Origin of the sequence: Pseudodesulfovibrio tunisiensis (genome assembly GCF_022809775.1) — a bacterium.
GTDB lineage: Bacteria > Desulfobacterota > Desulfovibrionia > Desulfovibrionales > Desulfovibrionaceae > Pseudodesulfovibrio > Pseudodesulfovibrio tunisiensis.
Map to the genome: position 1 here is coordinate 206,721 of NZ_CP094380.1, position 13,994 is coordinate 220,714.

13 protein-coding genes are annotated in these 13,994 nt (G+C 60.0%); 1 reads left to right on the forward strand and 12 read right to left on the reverse strand.

Annotated features, from left to right (window positions below):
• Window positions 1-72 precede the first annotated feature (72 nt).
• The 12 genes from MPN23_RS01100 to MPN23_RS01155 form a co-directional block, all read right to left on the reverse strand.
• A complete protein-coding gene (locus tag MPN23_RS01100) occupies window positions 73-1,653 on the reverse strand; it encodes a hydantoinase B/oxoprolinase family protein (protein WP_243545627.1) in 1,581 nt (526 codons plus the stop codon).
• Between the two features lie 76 nt (window positions 1,654-1,729).
• Entirely contained in the window at window positions 1,730-2,506 is a 777-nt protein-coding gene (gene tsaB, locus MPN23_RS01105) for a tRNA (adenosine(37)-N6)-threonylcarbamoyltransferase complex dimerization subunit type 1 TsaB (protein WP_243545628.1), read from the reverse strand.
• Window positions 2,481-3,545 carry an RIP metalloprotease RseP gene (gene rseP, locus MPN23_RS01110; protein WP_243545629.1) on the reverse strand — a complete coding sequence of 355 codons (1,065 nt, stop codon included), beginning with the start codon at window positions 3,543-3,545 and terminating at the stop codon, window positions 2,481-2,483. The genes tsaB and rseP overlap by 26 nt, the downstream gene beginning before the upstream one ends.
• 64 nt (window positions 3,546-3,609) lie before the next feature.
• Window positions 3,610-4,812, reverse strand: a complete 1,203-nt coding sequence (gene dxr, locus MPN23_RS01115) for a 1-deoxy-D-xylulose-5-phosphate reductoisomerase (protein WP_243545630.1) — start codon at window positions 4,810-4,812, stop codon at window positions 3,610-3,612.
• Between the two features lie 21 nt (window positions 4,813-4,833).
• Window positions 4,834-5,637 carry a phosphatidate cytidylyltransferase gene (locus MPN23_RS01120; protein ID WP_243545631.1) on the reverse strand — a complete coding sequence of 268 codons (804 nt, stop codon included), beginning with the start codon at window positions 5,635-5,637 and terminating at the stop codon, window positions 4,834-4,836.
• Window positions 5,638-5,745: 108 nt separating this feature from the next.
• Window positions 5,746-6,447: an isoprenyl transferase gene (locus MPN23_RS01125; RefSeq protein ID WP_243545632.1), complete on the reverse strand. Its 702-nt coding sequence runs from the start codon at window positions 6,445-6,447 to the stop codon at window positions 5,746-5,748.
• A 16-nt stretch (window positions 6,448-6,463) separates the two neighbouring features.
• Window positions 6,464-7,018, reverse strand: a complete 555-nt coding sequence (frr, locus tag MPN23_RS01130; RefSeq protein ID WP_243545633.1) for a ribosome recycling factor — start codon at window positions 7,016-7,018, stop codon at window positions 6,464-6,466.
• A gap of 1 nt (window position 7,019) precedes the next feature.
• Window positions 7,020-7,742 carry a UMP kinase gene (gene pyrH, locus MPN23_RS01135; RefSeq protein ID WP_243545634.1) on the reverse strand — a complete coding sequence of 241 codons (723 nt, stop codon included), beginning with the start codon at window positions 7,740-7,742 and terminating at the stop codon, window positions 7,020-7,022.
• 102 nt (window positions 7,743-7,844) lie between these two features.
• Entirely contained in the window at window positions 7,845-8,651 is an 807-nt protein-coding gene (gene tsf / locus MPN23_RS01140; RefSeq protein ID WP_243545635.1) for a translation elongation factor Ts, read from the reverse strand.
• Window positions 8,651-9,427: a 30S ribosomal protein S2 gene (gene rpsB / locus MPN23_RS01145; protein WP_243545636.1), complete on the reverse strand. Its 777-nt coding sequence runs from the start codon at window positions 9,425-9,427 to the stop codon at window positions 8,651-8,653. Before rpsB ends, tsf begins: the two co-directional genes overlap by 1 nt.
• 156 nt (window positions 9,428-9,583) lie before the next feature.
• On the reverse strand, window positions 9,584-10,699 hold the full coding sequence (locus MPN23_RS01150; RefSeq protein WP_243545637.1) for an SPL family radical SAM protein: 1,116 nt from the start codon (window positions 10,697-10,699) through the stop codon (window positions 9,584-9,586).
• Window positions 10,692-11,654, reverse strand: coding sequence for a ParB N-terminal domain-containing protein (locus MPN23_RS01155; RefSeq protein WP_243545638.1), 963 nt, complete (start codon window positions 11,652-11,654; stop codon window positions 10,692-10,694). Before MPN23_RS01155 ends, MPN23_RS01150 begins: the two co-directional genes overlap by 8 nt.
• Before the next feature lie 259 nt (window positions 11,655-11,913).
• Between MPN23_RS01155 and MPN23_RS01160 the strand changes: the two genes are divergently transcribed.
• A complete protein-coding gene (locus tag MPN23_RS01160; RefSeq protein ID WP_243545639.1) occupies window positions 11,914-13,977 on the forward strand; it encodes an elongation factor G in 2,064 nt (687 codons plus the stop codon).
• Window positions 13,978-13,994 lie beyond the last annotated feature (17 nt).

The window sequence follows — 13,994 nt, forward strand, 5'->3', positions numbered from 1 at the left end:
CGGAGTCGCGCAGTCGGCATCAGCCTGAGTGTCACCCTGCCGATTCCGGGAGTTTTTTTGTCTGCCGTTTGATCAGGCCTTGTCGCCCCAGCCTCCGCCCCCCGGAGTTTCCAGCCGGATTCTGTCTCCCCTGTCCAGACTTTCGTGAAACTTGTCGGCCATGATGCGAGTGTCTTTCCGTCTCAGCAGCTTGTTGGTGCCGGGGAGTCCGGCCTCGCCACCGGCCGTGCCGAACGGAGCATGGTTGCGTCGTTCCGAAAGTACGGTCGTTTCGCAGGGACTCAGCATTTCCATGTCCCGTATCAGCCCATGTCCTCCGGCGTGCCGTCCTGCTCCGCCCGAGCCGCGTCGTACCGAATATTCCCGTACCCGAAAGGGATATGCGTATTCCAGCGCCTCCACAGGCGTGTTCAGGGTGTTGGTCATGTGCGAATGCACGGCGTTTTCCCCTGGTCCGGCTGCGGATGCGCCCATGCCGCCGGCCAGTGTTTCGTAATAGGCGAAGGCGCGGCCCGTGTCCGGGTGGATGCCGCCGATGGTCAGGTTGTTCATGGTGCCCTGACTTGCTGCGGGCATCATGTCCGGCACGGCCTTGGCCAATGCGCCCAATATCACGTCCACGATGCGCTGCGAGGTTTCCACGTTGCCGCCAGCCACGGCTGCGGGGAACCTCGCATCCACAATGCTGCCGGGGCGCGTCTTCACCTGCAGAGGGCGCAGGCAACCCGCATTGGCTGGTACATTGCCCGGTGCAAGGCTGCGGAATACATACAGCGCTGCGGAAAGCGTGATGGCCCTTACGGCATTGACGCTTCCGGGAACCTGATCCGCCGAATTCGTGAAATCCAGAATTGCGGAGTCGTTTCTGATGGTCATTTTCAGACTGATTCGGATATTGCGCGTTTCCAGACCGTCCGAATCCAGCACGTCTTCGAACGTGTATTTCCCGTCCGGTATGCAAGACACTGCCTGCCGCGTCAGGCGTTCGGAATACTCCATCAGGGCCTGTGCATAGTCCGTGATCAGGGGCAGGCCGTGGCGATCGATGCACTGGTTCAGCCTGCGTACCCCGATGGTGTTGGCCATGATCTGGGCCGCGAAATCGCCGCGGCGTTCTCCGGGCGTACGCACATTGGCAAGAATCAGGCGCATCAGATTTGCATCGGTTTTCCCCTGACGAACGATTTTGACGGGCGGGATGATCAATCCTTCCTGAAACAGGGAGGAGGACAGAGGCATGGAACCGGAGGCCATGCCGCCCACATCCGCATGATGCGCGCGGTTGGCCGTGAAAAGGATCGGAGAGGGAGAGTCTTCGGCAAACACCGGAGCTATCAGGGTGATGTCCGGCAGATGCGTGCCGCCCTGAAACGGATCGTTGAGCATGACCATGTCGCCCGGTGCGAATCCGCCGTATTCGGCCGCTGCACGCATGGCTGCCTTGACCGACAGGGGCATGGACCCGAGGTGCACGGGAATGTGTGCGGCCTGTGCAACCATGTCGCCCCGGCTGTCGAAGATGGCGCAGGACAGATCGCGCCGTTCCTTGATGTTCGGGGAGAACGCGGTATGGGTGAGGGTGACGCCCATTTCCTCGGCAATGGAGGAAAAGCGGTTTCTGAAGACTTCCAGCAGAATGGGATCGGCGCGCATGAGAGCCTCGGGGTTGCGGTTGCGAAAGCCGCAGACTACCCGAACATGCATCCGGCCCGCAATGGGCTGTCAGTCTCTACTTGCGGTATTCGTCCAGCCTGCGTTGGGCTTCCTCGGGATCGATGCCGCGTTTTTTTGCGATGAAGGGCAGGTTCTCCTCGGCATCGGAAACGCGGATGTACAGGGGATCGATGGGCGTGTTCGAGAAATCGGCACTCATGGCCGCCTCAAGCAGGATTTCCGGCGTCGGAGCATCCCAGTGCGGAAGCAGGATTCTGATACCCTTGTCTGCCAGTGCATCACGAAAATCCGGGTGCTTGGCAAGGCCCGAGCCCAAGGCTGAAGCCGGACCGGAATCGGTCTCGAGCAGAGTCAGTGCAGCGTCGGTTTTCAACGCGGTTGCCGGGCCGAGGGAGGCGGCATTCGGACAGGAAAAGGATTGCAGGTAGACGTGATTGCGCCGGGCATAGGTCAGGACATGCAGGGTGCCGTTCAGCAGGGGGGCCGGAGCCTTGGCCAGAAGCGGCATGTAGTCGAGTCCGGCAAGAGGAACGGACTGTCCGGCGGCAAGGCCCTGCACAGCGGCCAGGGCAAGGCGCAGGCCCGTGAAACTGCCCGGTCCGCGCGTGCATGCCATGCGTGCGACCCGGTTCATGGCTGCGCCGAAATCGGCCAGCATCTCACTGATGCCGGGAACAAGGTAGCGCACGGATTGCCCGGGCACGGTCCATTCGCGGGAGGCGAGCAGATGCACGCCGTCCCGTTCGGTTCTGCCAAGTGCGACCTGAAGCCGTTCCTCGCAGCCGTTGACTGCGAGAACAAGGTCCTTACGAGAAGAGTCTGCGGATGTCATTGAATATAGCCAGGCTCATGAGTGCCAGCAGGAATACGATGCCGACACGGGTTGCCACCGCACGCCATTTTTCGTCAATGGGGCGGCGAAGGATGATTTCCAGAAAAAAGTACAGGATGTGCCCGCCGTCCAGCACCGGGATGGGCAGCAGGTTCAGAATGGCAAGGTTGATCGAGATGATGGCGGTCCATCCGAGCAGATCGAACAGGCCTGATTGCGCACCCTTGTGGATTACCTGAGCCAGTGCGATGGGGCCGCCGATGGTATCCAGCGGGATGAGGCGTTCGACGATCTTGATGAACCCGTCCACGATCAACACGGTCTTGAACCATGTGATGGTCAGGGCCTCCCTGAGGCCGAGCCCCTCCACCGGGCGGAAGGCCAGCGAGCCGTCGAGCTGTATGCCCACGGCCACGACCTGGGTGTCTTCGCCGAAGATGTTCTTGTAGGTCTTGACCTCGGGCGTGACTTCAAGATTGCGTTTCGTATCGTCGCGCTGGACCGTGACGTGCAGTTTCTTGCCCTCGGACTGGCGGATGACCTTTACCATGGTGGTCCAGCTGTCTATCGGGGTGCCGTCGATGTTCAGGATGCGGTCGCCCTGTTCAAAGCCTGCGGCCATGGCCGGAGAGTCCGGAACCACGGTTCCGGCAACGGGCAGATAGTAGCCCACGCCCTGAGCCAGAGCCAGAAACCAGTAGATCAGGAATGCAAGCAGCAGATTGAAGATCGGACCTGCCGCAACAACGCACATGCGTTGCCATGCCGGGCGGTTGGAGAACAATGCCTCGGGCGGAAACGGGCTGTCCTCTTCCTCTTCGCCTGTTTCCCCGGCCAGTTGGACGTAGCCGCCAAGAGGAATGGCCGCCACCTTGTACAGGGTGTTGCCACGGGTGAAACCGAGGAGCTTGGGACCAAAGCCGAGGGAAAAGGCGTGCACGCCCATGCCAAAGCCGCGGGCAACAATGAAGTGCCCGAATTCATGAAAGAAAATGAGCCCGCCAAGAACGAGCAGGATGGCTATTCCGCTGGTAAACATCGTCACCTCGTACGCGGGTTGTTTGCAGTGTCACTGCGTAGGATAATCATTTCTTGCCCAATGGCTAGGCCCGGCCTCGGACTTGTGCCCTGACTTCCCGATCCAGGTCGAGAATGGCTTCGGGAGTGTCCACGGGGATGGGGGCATGGTCGGACAGGGCGCGTTCGATCATGGCGGGAATGTCGAGAAAGTGGATGCGCTCCTTCAGGAACAGGTCCACGGCCACTTCATTCGCCGCATTCAGCACGGTGGGGTGGCTTGGGCCCGCCTGAAATGCCTCGAATGCGAGGCGAAGACAGGGAAAGGCGCTCTTGTCCGGTTTCTCGAAAGTCAGGGTGGCCACTTCAGCCAGATTGAGCCGTTTCACGTCCAGAGTGACGCGTTCCGGGAAGCACATGCAGTGCGCAATGGGAATCTGCATGTCCGGTTGTCCCAGATGCGCGATCTGCGAACCGTCTGCGAATTCCACGAGCGAATGCACGATGCTTTGGGGATGCACCACCACGTCCACCTGGTCCACGGATACGCCGTAGAGGTGGCAGGCTTCGATGACTTCCAGTCCCTTGTTCATGAGCGAGGCCGAGTCGATGCTGATCTTGGCGCCCATGCTCCAGTTGGGATGGGCAAGGGCCTGATCCCGGGTCACGGTTTTCAGAAAGGCGCGATTTCGGCCACGGAACGGGCCACCCGAGGCCGTCAGAATGAGCTTGTGCAGGCCATCTTCCGAGGAGTGGCCGAGCAGTCCCTGAAACAGGGCGTTGTGTTCGGAATCCACGGGCAGGATCACGGCACCGGATTCATGACAGGCCTTGCGAATGATGTGGCCGCCCAGCACAAGGGATTCCTTGTTGGCCAGTGCTATGACCTTGCCTGCGCGGGCTGCTGCCAGCGTGGGCGGGAATCCTGCTGCGCCCACGATGCTGGAGAGGATCAGATCGGCCTGCGGAAGGGTTGCCAGCGTGACATAGGCCTCCGGCCCGACCAGAATCTTCGGGGAGTAGTCCGAGGGCAGCAGGGACTTGAATTCCCGGGCCGCCTCATCCGTGAGCAGGGCCGTGAATTCGGGGCGGAACTCCACGGCCAGTTTGGCCAGCCGTTTGGCGTTGCGGCCACCGGCAAGAGCCGTGACCGTGAATTTGTCCTTGTGTCGGGCCATGACCTTGAGCGCGCTTGCGCCGATGGACCCGGTTGCGCCCAGCACGGAAACCGTGCGCGGAAAGGGCGGGAGAGCGGCCGTTTGCGGCCATGGGGAAATATATGTCTTCACGATGCGAGCCGGGGGTTGCGCCTACCCGAAGAACGGGTGAAGCAGTTTGGCGAAGCCGTAGACCGGGACGACCAGAAGCAGGCTGTCCACGCGGTCCAGAAATCCGCCGTGTCCGGGCAGAAGGGAGCCGGAGTCCTTGACCCCGAGGGTCCGCTTGAGCGCGGATTCGAAAAAATCGCCGAACTGGGCCGCTATGTTCAGCGCCGCCCCCAGAATGAGCCACTGCCAGACCGGGGCGGAACCGAAGGACATGCCCAAAGCCGTGATCGAGGCCACGCAGGCCGCAAATCCGCCCAGACTGCCGATCCAGGATTTCTTGGGACTGATCTGGGGCCATATCTTGGTCTTGCCGAACAGGGTGCCCGCATAGAATGCTGCGGTGTCGGATACGACGGCGGCGAGCAGAACCAGCAGGATTTCGAGTCGGTTGAAATTCAGGAAGAAGTGGAAATTGAGCGGGATGTAGGCCAGTCCGGCCAGAAATATCGCGGATTGGGAAAAGGTGGCGGTGTCCTTGCTGCTGTAGCGGAACAGGAATGTCAGCGCCGCTGCCCAGAACGCGGCGATCATGACCAGTGCGGGCCAGACCATGTTGCCGGTGGAAAACGCGCCCATGAGCAGAAACGTGAATCCCGCGCCCAGACATTTGAACAGGCCCATGCCGCGGGGCGGGCTGAACATGGAGTAGAATTCCCACAGGGTCAGGGCGCTGAAAAAGGCCAGGACAACGAAAAGCACCCACCCCTGAAATGCGAGGCCCAGGGCCGGAATCCCTGCGAGTACTATGGAGGTGGCAATGCGTTTCCGGTGCGTGGAGTTATCCATACGTGTCGTCTCTGGTTGGGGTTGCGTGCGGTTTTGTCCGTAACCCGTTTTGTGTAATCCATATCCCGGGCAGGGGCAACCTGCTGCAATGATTCGCAGGAAATTGGATCAGGCGAGTTGTTCCCCGGTCTTGCCGAAGCGGCGTTGCCGGGAATTGTAATCCTGTATGGCCTTTTCCAGAGCCTCAGGCGTGAAATCGGGCCAGTAGGTGTCCGTGAAATACAACTCCGCGTAAGCGGCTTGAAAGAGCAGGTAGTTGGACAGCCGGTATTCGCCGCTGGTGCGGATCACGAGGTCGGGATCAGGCTGTCCAGCCGTCCACAATTCGTTTTGGAAAGCTTCCTCGGTGATGTCCTCGGGGGGCACGCCCCTGGCCGTCAGCGATCGGCAGGCTCGCAGGATTTCATCCCGTCCGCCGTAGTTCAGGGCCAGATTCAGGGTCATTTCCGTGCAGTCGGCCGTGGACTTGATCACATGGCGAAGCGCCTGCCGCGCAGCCAGAGGAAGGTCGTCGAGTTCACCCAGCACCTTGAGCCGGATGTTCTGCTGCTTGAGGCTCGGCCCTTCGCTCTTCATGAACGAGACCAGCAATTCGAACAGGGTGCGCACCTCGGCCTTTGGCCGCGACCAGTTTTCCTTGGAAAAGGTGTACAGGGTCAGGTGGCGGACGCCGAGTTCCCGGCAACGGGTGACAACGGCGCGGGCCGCCTCGGTTCCGGCCTTGTGGCCTTCGGTCCGGGGCAACCCGCGCTTTTTGGCCCATCTTCCGTTGCCGTCCATGATGACGGCGATATGGGTCGGGATATTCATAATTCGCGAATGAAGCCTACAGCTCCATGATTTCCTTTTCCTTGGCGGCCAAGGCGTCGTCGCAACGCTTGACGGTGTCGTCCGTGAGCTTCTGCACGTCGTCCTGTCCCCTGCGCTGGTCATCCTCGGTGATGTCCTTGTCCTTCTGGAGCTTCTTGAGCTGCTCGTTCAGGTCGCGGCGGACATTGCGGATGGCCACGCGGGCTTCCTCGGTATACTTCCTGGCGACCTTGACCAGCTCCTTGCGGCGCTCCTCGGTCAGGGGCGGGATGGAGATGCGGATCAGCTTGCCATCGTTCACCGGAGTCAGACCGAGGTCGGACTTGAGCAGGGCCTTGTCAATGGCGGAAAAGGCGCCCTTGTCCCACGGCTGGATGGTGATGGTCCGGGAATCGGGGATGGATACGGACGCGATCTGGTTCAGGGGCGTGGGAGTACCGTAGTATTCCACGGTAACGTCATCCACCAGCGAAGTGGATGCTCGCCCGGTGCGGAGTTTGCTGAAGTCGTTTTCCAGGGCGGTGAATGCACCGCTCATCCGTTTTTTTCCGTCGTCCAGAACCGATTGCATGCTAGTTTCCTCCTTGGACCGTGGTTCCTATCGTGTAGCCGTCGACAACCTTGCGGATGTTCCCTTCGGCATACAGGTTGAATACGATGATTGGCAACTCGTTGTCCCGGGCCATGGCCAGGGCCGTGGCGTCCATGACGCCGAGGCGTTTTTCCAGAGCCTCCGAGTAGGTCACCGTGTCATATCGGACCGCATCGTCAAATTTGGCCGGGTCCTTGTCGTACACGCCATCGACCTTGGTGGCCTTGAGAATGGCGTCGCACTTGAGTTCCAGCGCACGCAGGGTCGCTCCGGTATCCGTGGTGAAGTAGGGGTTGCCCGTGCCTGCCGCGCAGATCACGACGCGTCCCTTCTCCAGATGCCGGATGGCACGCCTGCGGATGTAGGGCTCCGCCACCTCCCGCATGCTGATCGCGGTCATCACGCGGGTGTCGCAGCCGTTCTTTTCCAGGGCGTCTTGCACGGCCAGGGCGTTCAGCACCGTTGCCAGCATGCCCATGTAGTCGCCCTGGGCGCGGTCCATGCCCTTGGCGCTGGCGGCCATGCCTCTGAAAATGTTGCCTCCACCGATCACCAGAACGACTTCAACGCCATTTTTGGCGACGTCGGCGATTTGCGCCGCGATCTGGTCGATGGTGGCAGGCTCGATGCCGAATTTCTGTTCTCCGGCAAGCGCTTCGCCGGAAAGTTTGAGCAGAACCCGTGAAAACCGCACTTTGTCCATATTCTCCCCTGTGTGTCAATAAGGTTTTTCTTCGTCCGTCAGGACCATAACACTGATTTCGGGCAAAAAAAACGGGCCTTGCGGCCCGTTTTGTTCAATCACCTATTCGGCGTTGTCCCCAAGGGCTAAGCGAATGAAGCCCTTGATCTCGGCGTCGCCGATGATATTCTTGATGCTCTTCTTGTCATCCTTGATGAAGGGCTGCTCCATCAGGCAGACTTCCTTGTAGAACTTGTTCAGGCGACCGATCACGATCTTCTCGGCGATGTTCTCGGGCTTGCCTTCGTCCATGGCCTGCTTCAGGTAGATGCCCTTTTCCTTTTCCAGCACGTCCTGAGGCAGCTGGTCCGGGGAAACGCAGGCCGGAGCCACGGCCGCAACCTGCATGGCCACGTCCTTGGCAGTGGCTTCGTCATCGGAGCCGTTCAGCATGACCAGAGCGGCCAGCTTGCTGTTGGAGTGGACGTAGGCACCGATCACGCCGTCGGCCTCGACCTTGGCGTAGCGGCCCAGAGCCATGTTCTCGCCCAGCTTGGCAATGAGGTCGGTGATGTTGCCGGCCTCTTCGGGCAGGTCCTGAAGACCGTCGGTGGCAGCCATGCCCAGAGCGGTTTCGGCCAGCTGTTCGGCGAAGGCCTTGAAGTCTTCGTTCTTGGCCACGAAGTCGGTCTCGCACTTCAGTTCCACGATCGAAGCGGACTTGCCGTCGTCGGCAATCCTGACCACGACCAGACCTTCGGAGGTGGCGCGGCCGGCCTTCTTGGCGGCCTTGGCCAGACCCTTTTCGCGCAGGAAGACAATGGCTTTTTCTTCGTCGCCGCCGGATTCGACCAGGGCTTTCTTGCAGTCCATCATGCCTGCGCCGGTCTTGTCGCGCAGGGCCTTAACCATAGCAGCGGAAATAGCCATTACTTCTCCTCCTTGGCCCCTTCGGCGGCCTCGGCTTTAACTTCGTTTTTCTCCTGGGCAGCCTCTTCCTTGGCCTTGGCGGCAGCGTCCTTCTGCTGGGCCTGACCTTCGAGGCATGCGTCGGCCATGTGGGTGGCGAACAGCTTGATGGCGCGGATGGCGTCGTCATTGCCCGGGATGATGTAGTCGATCATGTCGGGATCGCAGTTGGTATCGGTCACGGCCACGACCGGGATGCCCAGCTTGCGGCATTCCTGGATGGCGATGTGTTCGCGCTTGGGGTCGACCACGAAAGCGGCGGCCGGAGCTTCGGTCATGTCCTTGATGCCGCCCAGAGCCAGATTCAGCTTCTTGACCTCGCGGTTCATGTGCACGATTTCCTTTTTGGGGAAACGATTGATGGAACCGTCTTCGAACATGGTTTCCAGATTCTTCAGGCGGTCGATGGAGCCCTTGATGGTCTGGAAGTTGGTCAGGGTGCCACCCATCCAGCGGTGGGTGACGAAGAACATGCCTGCGCGCTCGGCTTCCTGAGCCACGGCTTCCTGAGCCTGGCGCTTGGTGCCGATGAACAGAACCTTGCCGCCCTTGGCCACGGCGTCCGCGATGAAATCGTGGGCCTTGGCGAACAGCTTCACGGTCTGCTGCAGGTCGATGATGTGGATGCCGTTGCGGGCGCCGAAAATGAACGGGCGCATCTTGGGGTTCCAACGACGGGTCTGATGACCGAAATGAACGCCGGTCTCCAGCATTTGCTTCATGGTTACGTAAGCCATAATTCCTCCTGGGTTTTTCCTCCATCCCGCTGTCCGAAAAAACAGCCGCGCACCTGCGGGCCACCCGGAGATTCTGCGGGATGTGTGAATTTGAAGTCGGGGGTCAGTACCCCATATTTTTGCGCTTGGCAAGTGCCAGACCCGTATTTCGGGCCATTATTCGCCGAAGGCTCTGTTCATCAGATGTCGGTTCAGGCCACCGAGGTCGGCGGGCGCATAGCCGAACACTTCGTTCCATACTTCCGTGGATTCCATGCAGAAATACATCTGTTTGTCCATGCCGTGTCTGCGCAGCCTGTCCACCATGAACTTGAACTGCTCCACGCGTTTTGGGCGGAGCAGGCGGGTCTTGCCGTCCAGACCGGGCACGAATTCATTGTATATGTAGCTGGCCTTCGGAAAGTTCTGTTCGATGATGGGCTTGAGCTGCGGCATGGATCGGAATGAGCCGAGGCTCATGTAGGCGATCTGTTCCGGTTTTACGTAGTCGAAGATCATGTCGATGATTTCGGCATAGCCTTCGCGCCATCCCGGATAGTAGATGATGGGGTCGAAATGCAGACAGACCCGGAATCCGGCTTCGGCGCAGGTGCGGGCCGCCTCCAGCCGTTCGATCAGGGAATAGGTGCCGATCTCTTCGTGCTCGTGCACCCATGGCGCATTCAGGGACCATGCAGGAAGCACGCGGTCCGTGCGTGTGGCCGCCTTCATCCACGACAGGTCGATGACCTTGGATTTGAGTTCCAGAACCACGTTGGGGTGGTTTTCCAGAAAGGCAACAAGGTCGTGACTGTATCCTGTCAGGTGTTCCAATGCCAGCGAATCCGTGAATTCTCCGGTGCCCACGCGGTATTGTTTGCCCGGGTCCGCACCGAACGCATCGCCCAGCTCGCGGAACAGGGCGTCCTGATTGGCCCATATCTTGAGCAGTCTGTCCTGAAAATATGCCTGAAGAATGCAGTAGGAACAGGCCAGCGGGCAGTTCTCGCCAATGTGGATGATGCGGTATCCGCAGCAGTGGTAGGCGCGGGTTCCCGGACAGAACCGCAGGAATTTCCCCTTGTATTCCTTGAGATAGAGCGCCTGACCGTCTTCCTCGAACACCACGCGGTCGGTGCCGGCCGGAACGGTTTCCCATGGAATGTCCTGCTTGACCGTGCCTTGCAACCGTTCACGCACGCGGCGGGCCATGGGCACGTCCACCATGGACTCGTCCACGTACACCTTGTTGATCTTGTGGAATTGGCGGGGCAGTTCGCGGAGATCAGTCATCGGACCTCCCCAAGGCAAAAAGCCGTTCCCAGAGTGGGGATTCCGAGATGATGCCCAGATCGGAAAGCGCCTTGGCGAGTTGGCCGTCGTTCTTGATGCGGGCCGAGATTTCCACGCCACCGGTCTCGAAGTTGTCGGCCTGTCCCACGCGCCAGACCGTTCCGGCGGACAGCTCGCGGGAAAGGGTGGTGAACCGGGATTGCAGTTCGGTCAGGTCCGGGAATCTGTAGGCGCGGGCCGATGCGCTCAATCTGGCAATGGTGTCCTTGGGGGAGAGTCCCAGAGTCAGCATGCCGGGGAGTTCGGCCTGTTCAAGCGCCTGGGCAATGCCGCAATCGTGCATGCGTGCGCCTTCGTATATCCATGTCAGGAAATTCACGCCGTTGGAGCGCGACCACGAAAGCTGCAGGAAAAAGGGCTCCAGCGCGTCGAGTTCGTCCTGTTTGAGCCGGGCCAGTATGGTTGACGAGGCCAGTGGCACGCGGCCTGCCTTGAGGTGGACTCGCCACGCTTCGGGCATGCCGAGCCATGTGAAGAGGGCCTTGGCGTCCTTGCTGCCCGGACGGACGCCGAGTCTGGGAAGGATTTCAGCGGAAAGGCGCTTGCTGTCCATCCATTCCGAGAAGTACAGCATGGCGTCCAGCCGCATGCCATCGTCCAGCGGGCGCTGCGCATTGTCCGCAAGATAGAGCAGGCCTCGGGAAATCGGGTCCGCGCCCCGCACCATTCGGGCCAGAACCGGAGTGCCCTGTTCGCTCAGGGCGGCAACCCGTGCATGCCCGGTCACAAGGGACATGCCCTTGTCGGTTTCCTCGGCCAGCACGGGCATGGTCTGGCCGAAATCCCGCAGGGATTGAAGCAGGAACTTGTCAGGGGCGGCGGCCCAAAACAGGTGTTTTCCTTTCCTGTTCAGGGTTTTGGGCTGAATCGCAATAATTTCATTGGAAAGGAGCAAAGCACCCTCCTGCTGGTTTATTTTGGTTGAAATACATGCTACGGATTGCAATCCGTTAGTGTTAGATGTTGAGGAAAATTGGAAAAACAACCTTTTAATTTAACGAAGATGTATCCCTTTCCGAGCGCGGGCGCTCAACAGGCGTTTTCGCGTTGCACTTCCTCCCGAGGGTGTAACCCGCCGGAAACCAAGAGGGAAGTGTTAAGAAGGGGAGAGGTGCCCCAGCGTATGTAAATTGCATAAATTGATGGAGTAAAGAATGTCGGATCTGAACACGCAGAGAACCTATGCCCTTGTAGGTCACGGCGGAAGCGGCAAGACTTCCGTCGCCGAAATGTTGCTTTACACTGCCGGCGTCGTCAATCGTCTCGGAAAGGTCGAGGAAGGAAGCACCGTTCTCGATTTCGAACCCGAGGAAATCAAGCGTCGCGGCTCCGTGCAACCCGGTCTGGCCAGCTACCAGTGGAACAAGAACCAGCATTATCTGATCGACACTCCGGGCGACTCCAATTTCAGCGGCGATCTTTCCTACATGCTGACCGCCGCGGACGGCGTGGTCTTTGTTATCGATGCCGTGGACGGCGTCAAGCCCCTGACCCGCAAAGTGTGGGCCGAGGTGCACAAGGCCGGACGTCCCTCCCTTATCGTGATCAACAAGATGGACCGTGATCGTGCGGAATTCGATCCCGCGTTCGAATCCATTTCCGAAGCCTTGGGCGCTCGCCCGGCACTTCTTTACTATCCCATCGGCAGCAAGGAAAATTTCAAGGGCGTCGTGGACATGCTGTCCGGCAAGGCCCTGATGTTCGGCGAGGACGGCGGCGTTACCGAAGCCGACATTCCCGCTGATCTCGCGGACATCGTGGAACCTATGCGCGAGGCAATGGTGGAGAATGTTGCCGAGTCCGACGAAGAACTCATGGAAAAATACTTCGAGGACGGCGAACTCTCTTCCGAAGATATCATCAAGGGACTCAAGGCAGGCGTGCTTTCCGGCGAACTGGTGCCTGTTGTCGTGGCTGCGGCCCTGAACAACATGGGCGGCAGTCTCATTCTGGACGCCGTACAGGACCTGCTCCCCAGCCCGCTCGATCACGCCGTGTGGGAAGGCGAGGAGGGCGAACGGGCCAGTTCCCCGGATGCCCCTCTGGCCGCGTTCGTGTTCAAGACAATGGCCGATTCCTTTGCCGGGCAGCTGACGGTTGTCCGCGTGCTTTCCGGCGAACTGTCCCCGGACTCCGTGGTGCTCAATGCCACCAAGGAGGAAAAGGAACGCATCGGTCAGCTCCTGCTCATGCAGGGCAAGGAACAGGGCACGGCCAAGGAGCCCGTTGGTCCGGGCGCCATCGTGACTCTTGCCAAGCTCAAGAATACCTCCACCGGCGATACCCTGTGCGCCGAAAAGAACGAATTCAAGCTCAGGAAGCCGGAACTCGCTCCCCAGCTCATCACCTATGCCTTGGCTCCGGCCGAAAAGGGCGAGGAGGACAAGGTCTATTCCGCCGTGGCCAAGTTGCTGGACGAGGACATTACCCTGAACCTCTCCCGCGATGAGGAATCCGCGGACATCCTGCTTTCCGGCATGGGCCAGAACCACATCGAGATTTCCGTGGAAAAGGCCAAGCGCCGCTACAAGGTGGATATCCTGCTCAAGACTCCCAAGGTTCCGTACCGCGAAACCTTCAAGACCGGAGCCACGGAGATTCAGGGCCGCCACAAGAAGCAGTCCGGCGGACGCGGCCAGTTCGGCGACTGCTGGATTCATGTGGCGCCTCAGCCGCATGGCGCTGGATACGAGTTCGAGGACAAGATCGTGGGCGGTTCCATCCCGCGTCAGTTCATCCCGGCCGTGGACAAGGGCGTTCAGGAAACCGCCCGCCGCGGCGTGCTGGCCGGATTTCAGGTCATCGACTTCAAGGTGACCCTGTATGACGGTTCGTTCCACACCGTGGACTCCTCGGAAATGGCTTTCAAGGTGGCCGGTTCGCTGGCCTTCAAGAAGGCGGCGGAAAAGGCCCAGATGGCGTTGCTCGAGCCGGTCATGCTCGTGACCGTGGCCGTGCCCGATTCCTTCATGGGTGATGTCATCGGCGATCTTTCCAGTCGTCGCGGCAAGGTGCTCGGTTCGGATTCGCAGGCCGGAGTGACCGAGATCAAGGCTCATGTGCCCATGGCCGAGATGCTCAAATATGCTCCGGACCTGAACTCCATGACCGCCGGGCAGGGGACCTTCTTCATGGAGTTTGCCCAGTACGAGGAATGCCCCCCGCAGGAAACCGAAAAGATCGTAGCCGCATACAAGGCCTCTCAGGAAGACGGCTAGTTAGTTGAAATAATGTG

Bases quoted from the DNA above. Each gene is read 5' to 3' on its own strand.
- rseP (WP_243545629.1), bottom strand. From the start codon at position 3,545: ATGTTTACCAGCGGAATAGCCATCCTGCTCGTTCTTGGCGGGCTCATT.
- MPN23_RS01120 (WP_243545631.1), bottom strand. From the start codon at position 5,637: ATGGATAACTCCACGCACCGGAAACGCATTGCCACCTCCATAGTACTC.
- MPN23_RS01100 (WP_243545627.1), bottom strand. From the start codon at position 1,653: ATGCGCGCCGATCCCATTCTGCTGGAAGTCTTCAGAAACCGCTTTTCC.
- frr (WP_243545633.1), bottom strand. From the start codon at position 7,018: ATGCAATCGGTTCTGGACGACGGAAAAAAACGGATGAGCGGTGCATTC.
- rpsB (WP_243545636.1), bottom strand. From the start codon at position 9,427: ATGGCTTACGTAACCATGAAGCAAATGCTGGAGACCGGCGTTCATTTC.
- tsf (WP_243545635.1), bottom strand. From the start codon at position 8,651: ATGGCTATTTCCGCTGCTATGGTTAAGGCCCTGCGCGACAAGACCGGC.
- MPN23_RS01160 (WP_243545639.1), top strand. From the start codon at position 11,914: ATGTCGGATCTGAACACGCAGAGAACCTATGCCCTTGTAGGTCACGGC.
- MPN23_RS01125 (WP_243545632.1), bottom strand. From the start codon at position 6,447: ATGAATATCCCGACCCATATCGCCGTCATCATGGACGGCAACGGAAGA.
- MPN23_RS01150 (WP_243545637.1), bottom strand. From the start codon at position 10,699: ATGACTGATCTCCGCGAACTGCCCCGCCAATTCCACAAGATCAACAAG.
- tsaB (WP_243545628.1), bottom strand. From the start codon at position 2,506: ATGACATCCGCAGACTCTTCTCGTAAGGACCTTGTTCTCGCAGTCAAC.
- pyrH (WP_243545634.1), bottom strand. From the start codon at position 7,742: ATGGACAAAGTGCGGTTTTCACGGGTTCTGCTCAAACTTTCCGGCGAA.